Annotated in this window: 11 protein-coding genes, 1 tRNA gene and 2 pseudogenes; 8 read left to right on the top strand and 6 right to left on the bottom strand. The window is 58.5% G+C overall.

Annotated elements, in window-relative coordinates; all coding sequences use genetic code 11:
* Positions 1-39: 39 nt before the first annotated feature.
* Together AC1KVE_RS13580 and AC1KVE_RS13575 are read right to left on the bottom strand one after the other, a co-directional pair.
* On the bottom strand, positions 40-507 hold the full coding sequence (locus AC1KVE_RS13580; protein WP_065032393.1) for an energy transducer TonB: 468 nt from the start codon (positions 505-507) through the stop codon (positions 40-42).
* Positions 508-856: 349 nt separating this feature from the next.
* Complete coding sequence (locus tag AC1KVE_RS13575) at positions 857-1,519, bottom strand: energy transducer TonB (RefSeq protein ID WP_181140913.1); 663 nt, start codon at positions 1,517-1,519, stop codon at positions 857-859.
* Between the two features lie 111 nt (positions 1,520-1,630).
* On the opposite strand from AC1KVE_RS13575, the gene serS reads away from it, so the two are divergent.
* The 5 genes from serS to AC1KVE_RS13550 all read left to right on the top strand — a co-directional run bounded on the left by serS (position 1,631) and on the right by AC1KVE_RS13550 (position 8,212).
* Positions 1,631-2,911, top strand: coding sequence for a serine--tRNA ligase (serS, locus tag AC1KVE_RS13570; RefSeq protein WP_104608083.1), 1,281 nt, complete (start codon positions 1,631-1,633; stop codon positions 2,909-2,911).
* 473 nt (positions 2,912-3,384) lie between these two features.
* The gene (locus AC1KVE_RS13565) at positions 3,385-4,401 is read left to right on the top strand and encodes a LysR family transcriptional regulator (protein WP_016903391.1); all 1,017 of its coding nucleotides are present in this window, start codon (positions 3,385-3,387) and stop codon (positions 4,399-4,401) included.
* 337 nt (positions 4,402-4,738) lie between these two features.
* Positions 4,739-4,828, top strand: a tRNA-Ser gene (locus AC1KVE_RS13560).
* Between the two features lie 84 nt (positions 4,829-4,912).
* Positions 4,913-6,376, top strand: a complete 1,464-nt coding sequence (locus AC1KVE_RS13555; RefSeq protein WP_481092232.1) for a DUF6538 domain-containing protein — start codon at positions 4,913-4,915, stop codon at positions 6,374-6,376.
* A gap of 105 nt (positions 6,377-6,481) precedes the next feature.
* Positions 6,482-8,212: a patatin-like phospholipase family protein gene (locus AC1KVE_RS13550; protein WP_481092233.1), complete on the top strand. Its 1,731-nt coding sequence runs from the start codon at positions 6,482-6,484 to the stop codon at positions 8,210-8,212.
* A gap of 392 nt (positions 8,213-8,604) precedes the next feature.
* On the opposite strand, the pseudogene AC1KVE_RS13545 reads toward AC1KVE_RS13550, so the two are convergent.
* Both AC1KVE_RS13545 and AC1KVE_RS13540 read right to left on the bottom strand, forming a co-directional pair.
* Positions 8,605-8,796, bottom strand: a pseudogene (locus AC1KVE_RS13545) (hypothetical protein); the annotation flags it as partial.
* 110 nt (positions 8,797-8,906) lie between these two features.
* Complete coding sequence (locus AC1KVE_RS13540; RefSeq protein WP_481092234.1) at positions 8,907-9,929, bottom strand: toll/interleukin-1 receptor domain-containing protein; 1,023 nt, start codon at positions 9,927-9,929, stop codon at positions 8,907-8,909.
* Between the two features lie 163 nt (positions 9,930-10,092).
* Between AC1KVE_RS13540 and AC1KVE_RS13535 the strand changes: the two genes are divergently transcribed.
* Positions 10,093-10,425: a GrlR family regulatory protein gene (locus AC1KVE_RS13535; protein WP_481092235.1), complete on the top strand. Its 333-nt coding sequence runs from the start codon at positions 10,093-10,095 to the stop codon at positions 10,423-10,425.
* 191 nt (positions 10,426-10,616) lie between these two features.
* Here AC1KVE_RS13535 and AC1KVE_RS13530 read toward each other — a convergent pair whose 3' ends face one another.
* Positions 10,617-13,391, bottom strand: coding sequence for a UvrD-helicase domain-containing protein (locus AC1KVE_RS13530; RefSeq protein WP_481092236.1), 2,775 nt, complete (start codon positions 13,389-13,391; stop codon positions 10,617-10,619).
* Between the two features lie 416 nt (positions 13,392-13,807).
* Between AC1KVE_RS13530 and AC1KVE_RS13525 the strand changes: the two genes are divergently transcribed.
* Complete coding sequence (locus tag AC1KVE_RS13525; RefSeq protein WP_228911590.1) at positions 13,808-14,278, top strand: hypothetical protein; 471 nt, start codon at positions 13,808-13,810, stop codon at positions 14,276-14,278.
* 93 nt (positions 14,279-14,371) lie between these two features.
* On the opposite strand, the pseudogene AC1KVE_RS13520 reads toward AC1KVE_RS13525, so the two are convergent.
* Positions 14,372-14,777: pseudogene (locus tag AC1KVE_RS13520) on the bottom strand (DNA/RNA non-specific endonuclease); the annotation flags it as partial.
* 418 nt (positions 14,778-15,195) lie between these two features.
* Between AC1KVE_RS13520 and AC1KVE_RS13515 the strand changes: the two are divergent.
* Positions 15,196-17,991: an RHS repeat domain-containing protein gene (locus AC1KVE_RS13515; protein WP_481092319.1), complete on the top strand. Its 2,796-nt coding sequence runs from the start codon at positions 15,196-15,198 to the stop codon at positions 17,989-17,991.
* Positions 17,992-18,175 lie beyond the last annotated feature (184 nt).

The raw sequence follows: 18,175 nt of genomic DNA, 5'->3' as shown, positions 1-18,175 counted from the left end.
CACGGCGCCACTGCGATCCGACTTGGTTGATGATCCCGCTCAGTGCTCGGCGGTGAACTCCACCGGCACCTGCACGCTGCTGACGACGGCGTGGCCATCGCGGGTGGCTGGCTCGAAACGCCACTGACGCAAGCTGTCCATCACCGCTGCATCCAGGCGCGGATCATTGCTGCCACTGCGATCGACGATGCTCACATCGCTCACCCGGCCTTGCACGTCCAGCTGCAGTCGCGCGGTGCGGCTGCCTGCGATCCCGGCCTGCGCGATGTCCGACGGGTAGCTCGGCACCGCATTGCCCGGCAGCGGAATCGCTTCTTGGGTGCTGATCGCCGCGCGCGCGGGTTGGTGCGCGATCATGGTCATCGCACGCGGACCCTCCGAGGTCGGCAGGATCTGGCGACTGGCCGCAGGCGCGGGGCGCGTGTCGGTCGCAAACGATTCATCGCTATGGCGGGCCCACCACCAGGTCGGCACCACCACCAGCAACGCCAGCAGGGTCGCCCACAGCCATGGCAAGGCGCCGTCGGCCGTGTCGTCGCCCACGCGGTCTTCCGCATGCACGGAGCGCTGCGGCAGTGCCTGGGTAGGGTGTGACGAAGGATTGGAGATGAAGGACATGGCCGGCCTCCTGGCGCATCTTTGGGATGACGTGGCCAGTCTGGTCGGCCTTGCCTGAGGGCCAGCTAAGGCAGGGCGCTCGGGAAGGTTTAAACGGCGGTAGACATTCAGCTTGGTCAAGCCGAGTCGGGAGCTGGTTCGCCCCGCCTTGTCCGGTTAACGCGCAGTGGTGTTCGTCGATTGCGGCAGTCTGGCCGCCGTCGTGTGCGGTGCGCACGACGCGGCGTATCGGCGGGGCTTACTGCGCCGGCTTGAACTCGAACGGGATATCCAGACTGCCGGCAATCGGCTGGCCGTTGCGCTGCGCCGGATGGAAGCGCCAGTGACGCACCGCTTCCATCGCGGCGCGGTCCAGATCGCGCGAGCCGCTGCGTTGCACCAGCGTCACCCCGCCCGGATTGCCCGCCGCGTCCACGTCCACCCGCACCACCACATCGCCGGCATCGCCGCGACGCAGGGCAGCCGAGGGATAGCGCGGCGGCGGCATCTGGCCCTGCATCGGCACCGGGCGATCTCCGCCTGCAGCCGCCGCGGTGTTTGCCTGTGCTGCGCCCGGCGCGCCGGGAACCGCGTCCTCCGGCAAGGGCGTCGGCGCGGGCGGGGCTGGCGGTGCGGTTTCCACCAGTGTCGGGGTTTCTTCGGGTGGTTTGGCCTGTGGCATGTCGCTGGCGCCGTCCTGGGCCGGCAGCGGCGCGGGCAGCGGCTGGATGTTGTCGTCGGCCTGCGCACCCGCAGCCGGTTGCGCCGGCGAGGCCTTGTAGAAGTCGTCCTTGCGGCCGGTGGCCCACACCAGCAGGAACAGCAGCAGGCCGGCAACGAAGGCGATACCGGCAATTTTCAGGGTGTGGCGGGGCAGTCGCAGGACAATCTGCCGATCGGACGCAGGGCGGGGCGCGGGCATAGGGCTCACCTGAAGGATCGGGCCAATTCTGGCATAGCGGCGGTGAATCGATCGCAGCAGGTGGCGGAACAGGCGATAATCTCGCGCTTCCTACCGACACACAGACTCCCGATGCTAGATCCGGCCCTGCTTCGCCAACATCCCGCCGACCTTGCCGAGCGCCTGCGCAGCACGCGCAGTTTCTCCCTGGACACCGCGGAACTGGAGTCGCTGGAAAGCGAGCGCAAGCGCATCCAGGTGCGCACGCAGGAGCTGCAGAGTCAGCGCAACTCCAAGTCCAAGGCGATCGGGCAGGCCAAGGCCAAGGGAGAGGATGTCACTGCGCTGATGGCCGAAGTGGCCGGTTTCGGCGATGAGCTCAAGGCCTCCGAAGACGCGTTGGAGGTGATTCGCGCCAAGCTGGAGACCATCGCGCTGGGCCTGCCCAATCTGCCGGCCGACGACGTGCCGCAGGGCAAGGACGAGAGCGAGAATGTCGAGCAGTCGCGCTGGGGCACGCCGCGCCAGTTCGACTTCCCGGTCAAAGACCATGTGGAACTCGGTGCACCGCACGGCTGGCTGGACGGCGAGACTGCCGCCAAGCTGTCGGGTGCGCGTTTCACCGTGCTGCGCGGGCCGGTCGCGCGGCTGCACCGCGCGCTGGCGCAATTCATGCTCGACCTGCATGTCGGCGAGCATGGCTATGAAGAAACCAACGTGCCGCTGCTGGTCAATGCCGAGTCGATGCGCGGCACCGGACAACTGCCCAAATTCGAGGACGACCTGTTTCAGACCGAAGTGGGCGAGTCGTGCCGCTATCTGATTCCCACCTCGGAAGTGCCGCTGACCAATATCGTGCGCGACGAAATCGTCGATGCCGAGCGTCTGCCGTTGCGCATGACCGCGCACTCGATGTGCTTCCGCGCCGAAGCCGGCAGCGGCGGCCGCGACACGCGCGGCATGATCCGCCAGCACCAGTTCGAAAAAGTCGAGCTGGTCACCGCCTGCGCGCCGGAACACAGCGATGCCGAGCATCAGCGCATGACCCGCTGCGCCGAAGTGGTGCTGGAAAAACTCGGCCTGCCGTATCGCAAGGTGCTGCTGTGCACCGGCGACATGGGCTTCTCGGCGATCAAGACCTACGATCTGGAGGTGTGGCTGCCGTCGCAGGACACCTATCGCGAGATTTCGTCGTGCTCGAACTGCGGCGATTTCCAGGCGCGGCGCATGCAGGCGCGCTGGCGTAACCCGGCCAGCGGCAAACCGGAGCTGCTGCACACGCTCAACGGCTCCGGCACTGCCGTGGGACGCGCGATGATCGCGGTGATGGAGAACTACCAAAACGCCGACGGCTCGATCGATGTGCCCGAGGCGCTGCGTCCGTATATGGGCGGGCTCGAGCGGATCGGATAAGAGCGGCCGAGGCACCGGCTGCGCGGTGTCCAGACGGGCGCGGCCGATGCCTGGAATGGGCGTGCATCTTCATGCTCGATGTCGGGCGGGCAGGCAGCCTCGACTGGCGGCTGGCGACTGCCAGCTGCGGCTCGCTCGTCAGCCTTGTTGAGCGTGTTGCTCGCGCGGCCGCTCAGCCGCCCAGGTTGCGATGGCGGAGTTGTTAAACATATTGATCAAAAACGGGGCCATCACTGGCCCCGTTTGCATTTTCATGGCGCAAGGCCTGCTGCGGCGCCTGGAAGACCCCGGCGGATCTAGCGAGCGCTACCTGCCGACATCTGTGCCGGGTGCTGGGGCGTTGCCTTGGTAAAAAAGATGAAGCTCCGTGCGCAAGAGTCCGATGGTCTGGATGCAAGGAACTACATTTCTGATGTATCAGGTCGTTGCTCTGCTGGAATAAAGGTGATTAAATGTCACTTATCGTTCTATCCATGGATGCCTGCGCCATGCACGACCTGAATGACCTGTACTACTTCGCGATGGTGGTGGACCACGGCGGCTTCGCCGCGGCCGAGCGTGCGCTCGGGATCCCCAAGTCGCGCCTGAGCCGCCGTATCAGCCAGCTTGAAACCGACCTGGGCGTGCGCCTGCTGCAGCGCTCCACTCGCCGCTTTGCGGTCACCGACGTCGGCACCAGCGTGCATCGGCACGCGCAGACCATGCTGGCCGAAGCCCAGGCCGCGCGCGAGGTGGTGGATCGTCTCAGTGCCGAGCCGCGCGGTCTTGTACGTGTGAGCGTTCCGGTCTCGCTGGCGCAGATCCAGCTGCCCAAGCTGTTGCCGGAATTCCTGGCCAAGTATCCCAAGGTGCGGCTGCAGCTCAACATCAGCAATCGCCGCGTCGACGTCATCAACGAAGGCTACGACATCGCGCTGCGTGTGCGTTCGCGCCTGGACGACGACGGCAGCCTGGTGATGCGCAGCTTCGGCCAGGTGCAGGAGTTGCTGGTGGCCAGCCCCAAATACCTGGACCGCGCCGGGCGTCCCAAGGACCCGAGCGAGCTGGCCAACCACACCACCATGAGCACCAGCGAAGACGAAGCGCACCAGCGCTGGGAACTGCACGGCCCCAACGGCGAGATGCGCCGCGTGGACCTGCAGCCGCGTCTGGCCGGCTTCGATTTCCCGTTGCTGCAGTCGATGGCGCGCGATGGCTTCGGCATCACCATGCTGCCGGAAACCGTGTGCGCCCAGGCAGTGCGCAGCGGCGAGCTGGAAGTGGTGCTGCCGCACTGGTCGCTGCCGCAAGGCATCTGCCACGCGGTGTTCGCCTCGCGCCGCGGCCTGCTGCCGGCGGTGCGGGTGTTCATCGACTTCCTGGCCGAGCACCTGCCGCAGGAAATCGAACGTTCGCGCCTGGATTGCGGGGGTAACTGCGCCGAGCTGGCCGAAAAGCTCAAGCGTGCGGCCGCGACCGCACCGCGCCTGGCCGTGGCGGAAGCCGGCTGAGCGCCGTGCCTGTTCGTGGCTGAAGCCGGCCAAGCGCTGCGCCTGGTTGTCGACGTCCTGGTTGTCGACGTCGGCACATCAGCGCTGCGCCGCCTGGCAAGGCCGCGTCGTCGGGAACGCTGCGTACCTGGCAAGCGGAACCGCTTTGCAAAGCCTAGCAGCTCGGCAAAACGCAGCGCTTAGCAAAGCGCGTCCGGGCATGCGAGAATGCGCGCCCGGGAGCAATCCCGGGTCGATGGCAGCGCGCAATGCGGCGTCCATCGACATGCGTCACCCGCATCGCGCGTGGCGCAAGTGTGATCACCCGACGTCTTCGGCGGTCACGCAAGGCAGCATCGGAGAGATGGCCGAGCGGTTTAAGGCACCGGTCTTGAAAACCGGCGAAGGGTCAAACCTTCCGTGGGTTCGAATCCCACTCTCTCCGCCAGTCAATTCCAAATCCTTGATTTTTAACATAAAAATCTGAATTGGTCTGATTGGAAGGCAGGAAGCATGCAGAGGAAACACTCGCATGCGCATCCCTCATCATTTGAGCCGTTCTCCGACCGGTCGTTGGTCGTTTGTCCAACGTGTTCCCATCGATTTGCAAACCGTGATGGGCTGCCGGCTTATCAAACGCACCTTGCAAACGAAGGACTTGGTGCAAGCGCATGTGCGTGCGGTGGTCCTTGGGGCGGGCTATGCTCGGCTCTTCGCACAGTTGAAGGATCAACGCGTGGACAAGCTGAGTAAGACAGACGCTGATCTGCTCATCGCTCGCCTGACGAGTGCCGAGAACCTCCAGGAACTAACACTCAACCGCACCCGCCAGCCAGATGGGACGGTGACGGAGCAATGGCAGATCGATAGTCCGAAGGACTTGAAGCTGTATCGGCAGCTCATGGAGCTGGAAGCAATGGCCGGCGCTGCCTTGCAGGCTCGGGCAGTTCCGGTGGCCGCGCCAACCATGTTTGGCTCACCGCATGCGGGCCCGAGTAGGCAGTCATCTGCGCCGGCCATCGAAACGATGACGCTGGGCAAGGCACGTGACGCGTTTCTGGCGACCCTCAAGGGCTCGACGCTGCCTAAGACATTCACGATCAAGAAAACGGCCATCGAGGCGCTCGTGGCGTTTCTTGGGCCGACGATGAAAGTCCATGCAATCACGCGCTCGGACCTGGCTCGCTGGTATCAGGACATGCGCGAGAAGGGCGCTTCGACGCCAACGCTCACCAACAAGCAGAGCTACATTGGAGGGAAGGGTGGCTTCTTTGAGTGGGCCATGGCGTCTGGACACTACCCGAAGGGCGACAACCCGGCTAGCGGCCACGTGAGCTACTCGCAGCGCGAGAAACGGGCTCGCAAAAAACTTGGATTCAAGGCCTACGATCGGGCGCAGATTCAAGCCCTGTTCGCGCCCGAAGCGCTGGCTAAGCTGTCTGAATCGGCACGCTGGGCGTCGCTCATTGGGCTCTACACCGGCGCCAGGGCGTCCGAGGTCGGCCAGTTGCTGATCAAGGACGTGTTCGAAGAGGACGGCATCCCATGCGTCCGCATCTCGGATGAGGGCGAGCACCAGAAAGTCAAAACGGAGGTCAGCCTTCGAACGGTGCCGCTCCATCCCGAACTCCTTAAGATGGGCTTCCTGGATTGGATCGATGGCAAGCGCAAGGCCGGTGAAACGAGGTTGTTCCCGGCTGCCAAGGCCACGGCGGTGAACGGGCAGGGGAACTGGATCACCAAGGCTTTCAGTCGGCATCTGGCTGAAGTGGGCAAGGGCTGGGAGCCAGCAAAAAGAGGGTTCCACTCGCTCCGAAAAACGTTCATCCAAGAGTTGCAGGGGGCTGGCGTGGTTTCGGAGCTCCGGGCGCAGATCGTCGGGCACGAGCTCGATGATGAGCACCACAGCACCTACAGTAGGGACTTTACACTGCGTGAGAAGCTGAATGGATTGCCGGCTAGCTCGGGCGGGGTTATTGATGTTTCTTATAAATGACTATGGATAAAATTATCTTAAATAATATAGTCTCTATGTCAGTAAAAATTTCGCGAGTAAATTTTTCACGGATTTAAAGTTAATTTTCCAACTGGGGCTACGCCGATGGATGAGGGTGGGGGCGTTAGAGAGCAGAAGGTTTACGTCGCATTTCAAGGGGGCGGCGCAAAGGGTGTCATTCATGCTGGTGCCTTTAGGGCATTAGATGCAATCTTCCTTGGCGCCAGTAAGAAGTCCAAGGTTGAAAAATTCAAATCTAAAATCGTAGGAGTTGCTGGAACATCAGCAGGTGCGATCATGGCTGCACTTGTCTCTTGTCAATATAAAGCGGACGACCTGTTCGACCCGGATTCCAATAAGCATATATTGGAGAAAGTGCTTGGTAAAAAGGGCCGGTCTTTGACTCGTCTATTTACATTTTTTGGATGGCTCCGCGTTTCATTCGCCGCATCCATTACTGGCCTGCTTGCTAAATATGCGTTGTCTTTGGCAATTTTTATATCGATTGCAATGTTCTTTCTTGCGGGGCTTTACTTTAATATCTTGGAGCGGAGTGCAGTTGCAGAAACGTTTATGGTCGTGTCGTATGCGGCCATGGGAGTTATCGCGATTGGCGGTTGGTTTTTCGCTTTCCTACTGAGGCCGGGGCTTGCGCCACTTGATAGGATGCGGGATGCAATGGATAAGTGCATAAAAGAGAGCTCAGTCGGTCGTGCTGCCGGCAAAGATAGGCTGACATTCTCTCAGCTTTCGGAATATGGAGGGATACCTCTAAAAATTGTTGCCACCAATTTAACTACGAAGGGGGTTCAGGTTTTTTCGGCAGAATCTACACCAGATGTCCCTATTGCAGATGCCGTTTGTGCCTCAATTTGCCTTCCATATATATTTAAACCTTACAAAATATATCTCGAGCCTGGCGTGGAGTCCGAGTTTGTGGACGGAGGTATATTGTCCAACCTCCCTCTGTGGGTGTTCGATGAAGAACGCGCCAAGGAAGATGAAAATTGGACTATTGGATTCTCCATCGTAACGCCTGAGGCGAAGCCTTCACGAATGTTTGGTGCATTAGTTGAGGCTGTTGTGGCGGGACCTCTTGAAATCCATGCCAGGGGTATCGATAACCTGATGGTTGTTCCTTTGGAAACTAGCCTCGAGATGCTAATGTTTGGGGCTGGGCGCTTAAAATTCAAAGAGGAGATTGAGCGTGTTTGTCGAGAGGCATCGTCAGCTATTCAGCGCAATTTAAGAAAGTGGCAGGCCGAGAAAGCCTTGGCGCGAATTAATGAGTCTGTGATGAAGCTGATACTCTCGCAAATAGAATTGAGGGGTGTGGCGGTAGACTTTAAGCCCGAGTTGAAGTTTTCGCTTGCTTGCAAGGCGGACAAGGGAGAGGGCCGCGTTAGATACTCGAGTGGTTTAAAGTTCTATGACAAGCTCGAGCGGAAATTTGAAATTGATGAAAGCTTCTACTTCGAATCGAGGGGGGATACCGATAAAAAGAATTTGAGGCTTACGAGTAGCTTGTGGCTTGTGGCTGCTAGCTTCCCTGAAATCGGCGAAACAAGTCTCGAACCGCTCAGTGCTGTGAAGTACCCAAGCATATCTGTGCCGGTAATCATCATCGAATCGCCAAACTTGACTATAGCTTCATTGTGTGAAATACTCGGGGTGGATAAAGGTCCTGGCGCTGTAGATACTGCACTAGCACTACTCATGGCTGCGGCTGGCACGGCTATAGAGTTGATGGAGGATCCGAGGGCAGAATTTGGCGTGGGTGTATTTCCCAATGTCGATAATGAAAAGGATGAGAGTAGTGAGCAAGTTCACGGCTAGAATACTAAGGGCTGGGGGCGTTGAGGGCGCTAACTTGGAGCGGGCTAACAAGTTGCTTCTAGGTGTTAGCGTTAAGCCTGCATCCTTATCTGACCAGCGACTCGCGGTCGTGACGCTCGCGGGACAGAGCTTGGTCCAAAGCGAAAATCACGAATCTTCTGCACCCTCGCAGGCTGCTAAGAGAGTTGACGTTCGCAAGCTTTGGCCTTGGCGAACTTAGCTTATATCGCGCGCATTTAGTGGGGGCGGTGGGTATTGAGTTTGTCGCTCGGGATGGAGTTTGCGCAGTGGCTAGCGGTAGCTGTGCGTGCCGCATAGATCAGCGGCCGAGCTATAAGGATTAGGTTTTCGTCCGTGCGGATTCGAGATGTGCCCATTGTGATGATTTCGACTCACTGGGTCAGTTTCGCATATAGGACAAGCAGGAACATCGGCAGCCCACTCAGCAGGGCGAACATCCAGAACGCGCCCAGCAAGGTCAGCGGTGTCATGACCCATCACTACCACCAAGCAAAACCGGTGTCCCGGGCATAAGCCGCGTGTGCCTCAACTGGGTAGAGGCCAGCCGCCTTCCTGCTTGCGCGTCAGGCCACGATCGGTCAGACGGCTCGTCTAACGACTGCTACTAAGGATCAGTGACAACGGAGCGCAGGAACTTGCACTTGCCACGTGGAACCCGTCTGTCGTGATCACCTCAGCGCCTCCTTGGATGGTTGGTATGGCTTTGAAGCGGCCCGATCAGTTGCTCCCAGAGAAGCTCTGCCGCGCCTTCCTGGGTAAGTTTTTGATCGCGATTGGTGCCGAACGCCGACATCCCCATGCTGGTAAGGAATAAGGATTGGTCGTCATGACCGACGGTGAGGGCCTCGTTGTAGGAGTTGCTATCAAGCGTTTCACCTTGTATGTAGTGGATGCCTCCAGGCATCCCACCCAAGTAGATAGTCGCTCGGGCCGCGTCATGTCCGTCTTCGTAGATAGTGACAAAGAAACGGTTGGCGTCCACGCGCCGGAACGTGCCTTCATAGCCGGGATTGCGGGCCTGAAGCTCGTTGAGCGAATTCTCAAAGTGCTTGGCAATGTATTCAAAGGTTTCTGTTTTGAAGCGGTCTTTGTCCCGCTGTGTAAACGCTTTAGCCAACCGGAGGTTGCTGGAGCGTGGTCCTGGCGCAGCTTCAGTGAGGCGGCCGGCGGCTTCCTTTGGCACCGTGGCACGGTCGAGCAGTGGCATAGAAGACGCGGATGCTTGGCGTTCCTCGGTTATGCTGGCCCTTCGTGCGTGCTCAGTCGCCGCTGAGCGAACTGCCTTGGCCACCTGCAAGAATGCATCGTCAAGGTCAGCCCACTGCTTTACGGGCTTGCCATCGGTTGGGGTAGCCATAAGCTTTCCAAAAGGTGCATGGTGCCATTCACAAGCCCGCAAGATGACAGGGATGACTGTCGCGTCGCCCGATTCATGTCGCTCCAGTGCACGCGTCATTTCCCGGTCATAGCAGTAAGACGAGGCAAGAAAGTCGGGACTGATGAGAAGAAGAATGATGTCATCGCTGTTGATGTGCCCATCAATCGTTTTATCGATTTCTTGGCCTGCGACGACCCTACGGTCGTGCCAGGTTTCGATGATTCCCTGGTGCTTAAGCATCGCGAGCTGCTTCTCAAGCTGATCGCGTAGCTCCTCGTCGGCATGGCAATATGAAAAGAAGACGCTGGGCAAGATCATGCTCCTTGAGGTGCTGAAAGAACTAGTGGAGCCGATTCTATCCAAAGCTAGGAAGGCAACCTCGTGAACGCTTGCGGCCCCCCTCATAGCGGGGCTCTAGGTGTCGCAGTTGGTAAGACTTGGAGATGGTCTAATGGATACTCCTACCAGTGGAGGTGCGACAATGAAAGACGGCATTTACCATGTTCGTTTCTCGTCAAATATGCAGGGAGTGGGTGAGGGAATCGCTGTATTCAAGGGACAGAGCGTCAATGGCGGCGATTCCGGCTACACGTATTCAGGATCTAAGCAGAGCGACGACGCCGGATTTACGGCCAAGCTGACCATCAAACGCTGGGATCCGAGCTCTGAATCCGTGTTTGGCGGGCTCGACCACTTCGAGCTCGAGTTCCGGGGCAGTGCAACAGCATCGGGCTTTACTGCCCAGGGCAGCATTGTTGGGCGCTCTGAAGCCACGTTGATAGTGGAAGGGCGCTACTTAGCCCCTGCGGTCTAAGCGACCCCAACGAGAAGGCCCCAACTTTGGGGCCTTCTTTGATTCTGGCTTACGCATCCTGATGCATCAGTCAACCCAAAATGAGTGGGTAGCTTCTTGCATGCCTTGTGCGAGTGTATGAGGGTCTCTATACAGCGATTTTCATGCTTCTCGCCGGTTCGAGCTAGCAAAGGGAGGCATAAGCTCGCTGCTCAATTGCTTTGAACCTTTTGTGAGTAATTCCGCTTGGGCTTGTGGTGGCAGCGAGGGTAACTAGAGCACGATTTGAATGGACCATGCGGCCCGGTCCGGTCTACGAAAACTCCGGTTTTACAGACAGGACACCGCTCTTCTTTAACGGCCGTCCCAGCTAAAGTCGTCACCTTGACGCTTCCTTCCTTGACCAACTCATCCAAGAAGGGTGATTGCTTCCCAAGCACAGTGAACATCGCCACGGTTCGCCTAGCGCGCGTCAGCGCCACGTAAAACAGCCGGCGTTCTTCACTTAGGGGATATGTGTCGCCTGCCGGCATGGCCAATGAAAGAACGGGGTCGTCTGAGCGTAGGTTCGGGAATCCGCGGCTTACCATCCCCGGCAAGACGACGTAGTCGGCTTCAGTGCCCTTGGAGCGATGGGCTGTCAGGAACTTCACTTCCATGGTTTGACCAAAAAGCGCTTTCCAATCGGTGGGAATCACGCTGCGGTCGGCTTTGTAGCGTCCCAATACAGAGACCGACACCCGGCCATTCTTACCAGGAGGAACTTCGCCAGAAAGAAGCTGCTGATGAAGCGTGCTCAGGTATTGCTTAACACCGTCTTGGATCTGGTCGCGGTTGCTCACCTGATAGGCCTGGAGAACCGGGCCTTGCGGAGGAGTGACAGACCGAACCTCTTTCTTCATCTGCACCGGGTTCTTGGTGATGAAGCGGCTGGACACATCGCACAACGCCTGAGGGCAGCGAAAGGTTTGCTCAAGCTTGAGAACTTGGCCATGGCCAAACCATTCCCGGAATCCCGTCATGACCGAGACGTCGGCTCCGGCAAACCGATTGATGGACTGCCAGTCATCGCCCACAGCGAACAGGTGCTTGCCCGGCTTGCCCACCAAGGCACGGCAGAGGCGGGCGCGAGCACGTGATGCGTCTTGGAACTCGTCCGCCATGACCAAATCGTAGGGCGACTCGTATCGGCCTTGCTCCAAAAGCGCCGCTGCCATGTTCAACATGTCTTCGAAGTCGATGCTTTTTTCGGCGGCCAGGGCATTGTCCCAAGCCTCGATCACAGGGCCTGCGATATCCAGGAATCGCCGATGCCGCTCTTTGAAGTGGTCGTCCGGCAGGCTGTTGAGCCGCTGGTTCATGTCTCGAAGGGTGAGGCAGTTGCTCTTCGCATGTGAAATGAACGTGCGCATCAAACCGACCAAATCCGAGTCGGGCATGGGTTTGGCGCCGTTTTCCGACGGTGGGCGGTCCGGGTTGGGGTCTAGAGCGATGCACGAGGCGCTGAGTTGATCGGCCAAGTATTCCAGCGCATGGCCGCTGCGAAGGCCAGATGAGGTCGTCTCAATCAAGGCAGTGCCACGGCGCTCATGCTCCTGGCGCTTCCACTCCATGCCTTCCATATAGCCCCGAAAATGCGCTGGAGCCTGCCCCTGAGCATTTAGCGCGAAGTGCTCGTGATAGAGGGCTGCGTCGGGGTAGTAGAAGTCCGGGTGGTATTGGCGATGCGTGGCTGTCGCCGTGTCGAACTCATATTTCCGTTCGTATTCGTAAGTCACGCCGTTGTAGAAGAGCCAATCTGCGATTAGGCACTCCTCCATGCTCTTGACGTGCTCGCCTTGCAGCGTCCGGATATAGGGCTTTCCATCTCGGTCGTAGCCATCACCCAGCATCTCTTCACCCAATGGAGGGAGGTCACGCCCAAACACCAAGCGAAACATGTCCCACCGAGTGCGAAAATCTTTGGATCGGTCTTTCAGGTCTTCAACAAGCTCGGTCAATTTGTGGAAGCCGAGCGTGGAGTCACTAGCCCAGTTGGGAATCCCTGGCTTTCGCCCAGTAGCTTTTCCAATGATTGCCAAGCCCAGCGAATGGAAGGTACGGGCTTCCACAACGATGTCTGACATCCCTAGGCGCTCAAAGGAACGATTAGCGCGCTCCTGCAGCTCCTTTGCCGCATCGGTGTTAAAGGCAAGCATGACCACCTGCTCTTGGCTGACGAAGCCACGATCAATGGCATAGGCCGCCTTGGCGACCATGGTTGAGGTCTTCCCGGAGCCCGCCGAAGCAACAACTTGGACGCGATTGTCGAAGCAGATCACAGCTCGTGCTTGTTCCTGTGTCAGGGGTTTGCTCTCGACTTTGTCCAAGAAATCTTTGGCAAGCGTCAGTTCTTGTGTTGCCATGGATTCGTTGGCGGCTGCCCACAGAAGCGGCCATTCCAGACCCCAATCGTGGAGGTCTTTCAGTGCTTCCAAATGAGCGGGGGAGCGCACGTCGTCATGCACTTCCTCATCCAAGAAGAGTGGCTCCAGCTCGGCGGAGGGCAACGGCAACTCAGGTCGCTCTTCCAACACCGACTGTTGCTGCTCGTGTGTAATCCATCGTCGGTTCGACTTGCCCTCATTGATCAACGAGCGGGCAGAATCAAGCCAGGAACCGATGAGTTCAACCACAGAGTCGAATAGGGCCTTCCGTTCACGCTTGCGCCGCTCGAACAACATCTCCTCAATCGCAGACGACAACTGCGCGCCCTGAGCATTCGGAAGACCGTCGCCGGTCAGCCAAGGTCCGCCATCCAGTTCCACCTCTACCCGGGACCAAAGCACGCCTGGAACTACTTGGATGCGATGCCCATCGTCTACGAAGGTTCGGTAACGTTTGCCAGCCACGCTAATGTCTGCGTGGTCGCCGTCCAGGTGAAGCCACCAGTGAGCAGACCGAGTCAAAAACCGACCCCAACCAGAGGGGCGCCAATCGTGTGCCATCCGAGCTATTCCTACCTGCAAATACGCGGGCCAGCAGCAACACTCAGCTGACCCAATGACTGAGCCATCATTTTAGTTGTAATGGCGCCTGGGTGGTCTCTTGCTTTTCCAAGTAGAGCAAACATGTCTTAGCCCGCGTCGGACTGATTTGCTACATAGCGTCCGATTACGGCGACCCTCTCTCCTAGCAAGCTTTGAAGCGCCACGTGATCGAAGCCATGGGTGAAAGCGTGTTATCGACCGATCGTCAGTGATGTTGATCATGAAAGATCCAACACTGCAAACTGGCGCACATTTTTTGCGCTGTTGCGTCTCTTCTGGTGCGACAGCAGGCTGATCCACTTGACCTCGCCACACGCCTTTTAGGCGATGAGCCGCACTAGCCAAAACACATCGACACCTTCAGGAGAGAGAGCATGGGTGAACTGCACTTGGATGCGAACAGCATCTTCAACGGTATTGTGGTCGTGGTGTTGGCGGCAGGAGGTAGTTGGGCACTTGGGCGGGCCTGGGGACGGCTTGGTCTTTTGAGTGACCGAATGAATTTGAAAATTTTGCGTGCAGAGCTTGGAAAAGTAGTGGATCTACAAGAGGATCCTTCGAAGACTGCTGTTTTTCTTTTGACGCAGGTGCTTTTTTGCCTTGCAATCATGGGCGTGGGAGCGGCCTATGCTCCTCTTGCGTTTTTCGAAGGAGGAATGAAGTGGTTCGTTGTAGTTTTGGCTGTCCTTGGTCTATCGGTTTATGGCTGCGCAATCTATGCGGTCGGCATACTCGTTCGACTGCGTAAAGGTCCTGCGTATGTGCATCGGCAAGAAGCCAGGATTGCGGCGGTTGAGGAAAAGCTTGGGCGAACGCAAGTGGGGAAAGAAAAAGTTAGGGATTGATGGATTGTCTGTTCGGCAGCTGCCAGCCTTGGCTCGGAAAGAAGGTGGAAGAGGCTCCGGCAGCCGGTGCCTCTTCTTTGCATTTCTAAAGACTTAGCTTAAGTCACAACCGCTGGGCTGCGGCCAAGCAGTGGCTGGCAGCATCGCCTTGACGTTGGCCGGTGCCGTGATGCCAATCGTGCTGGCGCAAAAGGTGTCTTCTAGCTCGTTGATCCTGACGATGTGCTGTCAAGCGACCCGAGCGTGGCGCTATTGGGGATCAGCCAGCTGATGGCCCGCGAGCCACCGCTGGGTTGGCCGTAATGACTATCTTCTGAAAGAAGTCCGGCGTCCGATGCCGCGGCTGGAAAGTGAAGTACTGGAAAGTGAAGTAGTTGATGGTGGTGTAGCTATAGATGACGTCCCTGTAGACCTGGCGCTGGCGATGTCCCGGTAGCACTCGGCGATGTCTTCCCTGACACTTGGCGACTTGGTTGAAGCTAGCGACCTGCGGAACAATACGGACAGCCGAAGGCGACCCAACTGGGCGAGTGATGGGGTGACGCAGGGTCCGTGTCAGATAACCGCTGATGACAGTGTCAGAGTTTTCTGAATCCAGCATAGGGAAGCGACCCTTAGTTTCCGCCTTTCGTAAGCATTCCTCATAACGTCAAAAATTTGTCGTCCTGCGTTTTAGCTCCCTCAACGGTGGGTAGCCGATAGCAGGCGGTTGACATCAAACTGGCGCCGAGCAACTCTAATGCGCGTGGGGGTATTGGGGAATGACCTCGCGGTCGCGCTTCGCGCACCCTCCGGATTCGTTGAACACGAACACCTGCCAATGGCTTGGCTGGGCATGCGTTGCCATGCCTTGCCTTTGCATGAGCGCGAGTTCGTGGGAGCAATGAGGTCTAACCGGACCTCGGTCGGTCATTAAACTGGAAAATGCTATGGAATGGGGCACGACCTCGCGCAAGATGCGCGCGATTGGACTGGGGCTGGCTGCGCTGGCAGGGATCTTGCCCGCAGCAGGACTGGCCGAGAACGTCTACGACGACTACGGCAAGCTGATTCAGTCCGGGGCTGTGGTCGCAAGTCCAGGTGACAAGCTCTTCGGGGACAACATCAACCTCTATACAGGGTCGATGGAAATCACGCAGACCGACGTCGACTTGAAGGGCAACAACGCACTCCAAGTCCGGATAGGCCGTCGGTTCACGGTGGGCAGTCCGAGCAGGGGGCACTTCAAACTCTGGGACCTGGACATCCCCAACATGCACGGGGTCTTCGCCTTTCCAGGCGGCAACACTGCACCGGACGGCTGGGCAATCAACGGGACCAGGGACACCGTTTATAACCGATGCAGTAACTATAGCGTTCCCCCTGCTGCCGAGAACCAAGGCGGAATCTTTGAGTCTTCCGAATTTTGGCGTGGCAGCTTTCTCTATCGCCCTGGAAGCGGTGACCAGGAGCTGCTGCGAGCTTCTGCTCAAGCCCTTCGTCCAAACGATGGACGCAACTATCCCATTGTTCTAAAAGACGGCTCTGCTATCCGTTGTCTGGCGTCGTTGGATGGAGCCAGCGAATCGGGAGTGCGTGGTGAAGGATTTGAATTAGTTGATACGCAAGGCAGCGTGTATGCCTTCAACCACATGGTCACTCGCTCCTATCCAGCGTTGGCTAAGTCCTCCCCTGGCCCAGCGGCCCTTTCTGCAGGTTCGGCGATGACCACCGCAAGCGTCGGTGGAATCGTCCCGATGGTCGCTAACAACTACATCTTGGTTCGCAAGGAGGTCTTGATCTATCCCACGCGAGTGACGGATCGCTTCGGCAATACAGTGGTTTACAACTGGAATCCCGGTGCTCCGTGGCAGCTTCTAAGCATTGTTGCCAGCGATGGGCGTCGCATTGACCTGTCGTATGCCGGAGGGAATGGCAACACCATCACCTCCGTGACCACAGGGGGGCGAACCTGGTCTTACGGCTACAGCGACACCCTGGACACAGTGACGTTGCCTGACGGCAGCAGCTGGACCTTTGATTTGGTCGACCTGTCTCTTGCACGCGTAACTTACAGCCAGCCGCCGGGGTGCGACAACATACGCCCTTGGTCGGGGGGCCCTAGGGTGGGCAGCATTACTGCTCCGACCGGCGCTCGCAGCGACTACACCGTCAACTCCATGCTGATGGGACGGTCGTGGGTGCCCAGGGTTTGCAGAAGAGAAGAGGCCTACTCGGACATCCCCTATCAGTTCTATGTCATGGCGGTGACCAGCCGACGCATCACCGGCCCCGGGTTGCCGTCGCAGGGCCTCACCTGGACGTATGACTACGGCACACCAAACAACTGCTGGCAGCCAAGTCCCAACCCAAACCCTCTCGACCCTGCCAAATACGTTGAGTGCAATGCTGGCTCGCCCATTACTCGGGACATCACCGTCAAGGATCCTGCAGGGCAGGCCACGCGTTATCGATTTGGAAATCGCTATTGGTCCAACGAAGGCTTATTACTCCAGCAGGACTTCGGTTGGAATGGTTCTACAGCCGTTCGCACGCGGATGACCGATTACGCTGCATTTGATGCGGCTCCTTATGCGGCACGGACGATGTATCCGGGTGGCAACTATGGCGATAACACGGTGGCGGCCAGGCAGCGGCCCGTGCGTCAGGTAATCACGATCGACAAGGGCGACCAGTTCGTGTGGCGGATTGCGGACTGCAATGGGCAGCCGTGTTTCGATGAGTTTGCTCGTCCGTTGCGGATCGAACGCTTCAGTCCCTGGCACAGCCGCACCGACGAAACCACGTATTACGATGAGCGCGGTGCGTGGGTGTTGGGACAGACCGCCATCGCTCGCAACATCAACACCGGCATTGTTACCTCTCAAGTCGACTACGGCAGCAATGCGTTGCCCCAGGCGGAACGGCGCAATGGGAAGCTGGTCGCAACCTATACCTACAATCCCGATGGAACCCTGGCACAAGTCAAGGATGGCTTGGGAAACGCGACAACCTTGTCTGGCTGGAAGCGTGGCATCCCCCAGACCGTTGCAAATGCCGATGGCACGGCTAAGTCCGCATCTGTGGACGACAATGGGTGGATCCGTCAGACCAACGACGAGAATGGATTTGCGACGACGTATGGCTACGACGCGATGGGGCGGCTGAACGCCACGAACTACCCATCGGGCGACAGCACCGCTTGGAACTCGACTGCACAGGCATTCGAGCGAGTGGGTGGCGACGAATACGGCATCGGTGCTGGCCATTGGCGCCAGACCGTGACCACTGGAAACGCACAAAAAGTTACCTACTTCGATGCGCTATGGCAGCCGCTACTGACGCGGGAATACGATGCGGCAAACGTCGCGGGAACGCTTCGGGTCAAGCGCTTTGTCTACGACCACGAAGGACGACCTGTCTTTGCTTCTTATCCGAGTGGCAACGAGACCGCCAACACCGGAGTCTGGACAGAGTTCGACGTAGTGGGTCGGCCCACGGCCGTATCCCAGGACAGTGAGCAGGGACTGCTGACCACGATCACGCAGTATTTGCCTGGCGCTCAAACCCTGGTTACCAATCCGCGTGGTGCTCAGACGCGCACGGGTTACCAGGTGTTCGATCAACCGATCTATGACGCACCTGTCTGGGTGCAGCTACCAGAGTCCAGCAGGACCAATATTGCTCGCGATGTTTTCGGCAAGGCGGTCAAGATCGAGCGGGGTGCCCAATGATTCAATGCATGGATGCAATCGGTCAAAGGACGAAGTTCTACGTTCTTGGCTCCACTGGCAAGTTCAGGGCTCTTCGGACCTTTGGAGGCTGCCTCGTTTTCCTTCTACTCCTCGTGTTGCCGGGATTTGCGCACGCAGCTCGCCAATGTCCAGACGGCAGCCCTGCGGGTAGAGGCAACATTTG

The organism is Xanthomonas sp. NCPPB 2864, assembly GCF_056675615.1.
This window is presented reverse-complemented; position numbering and strand designations above follow the sequence as displayed.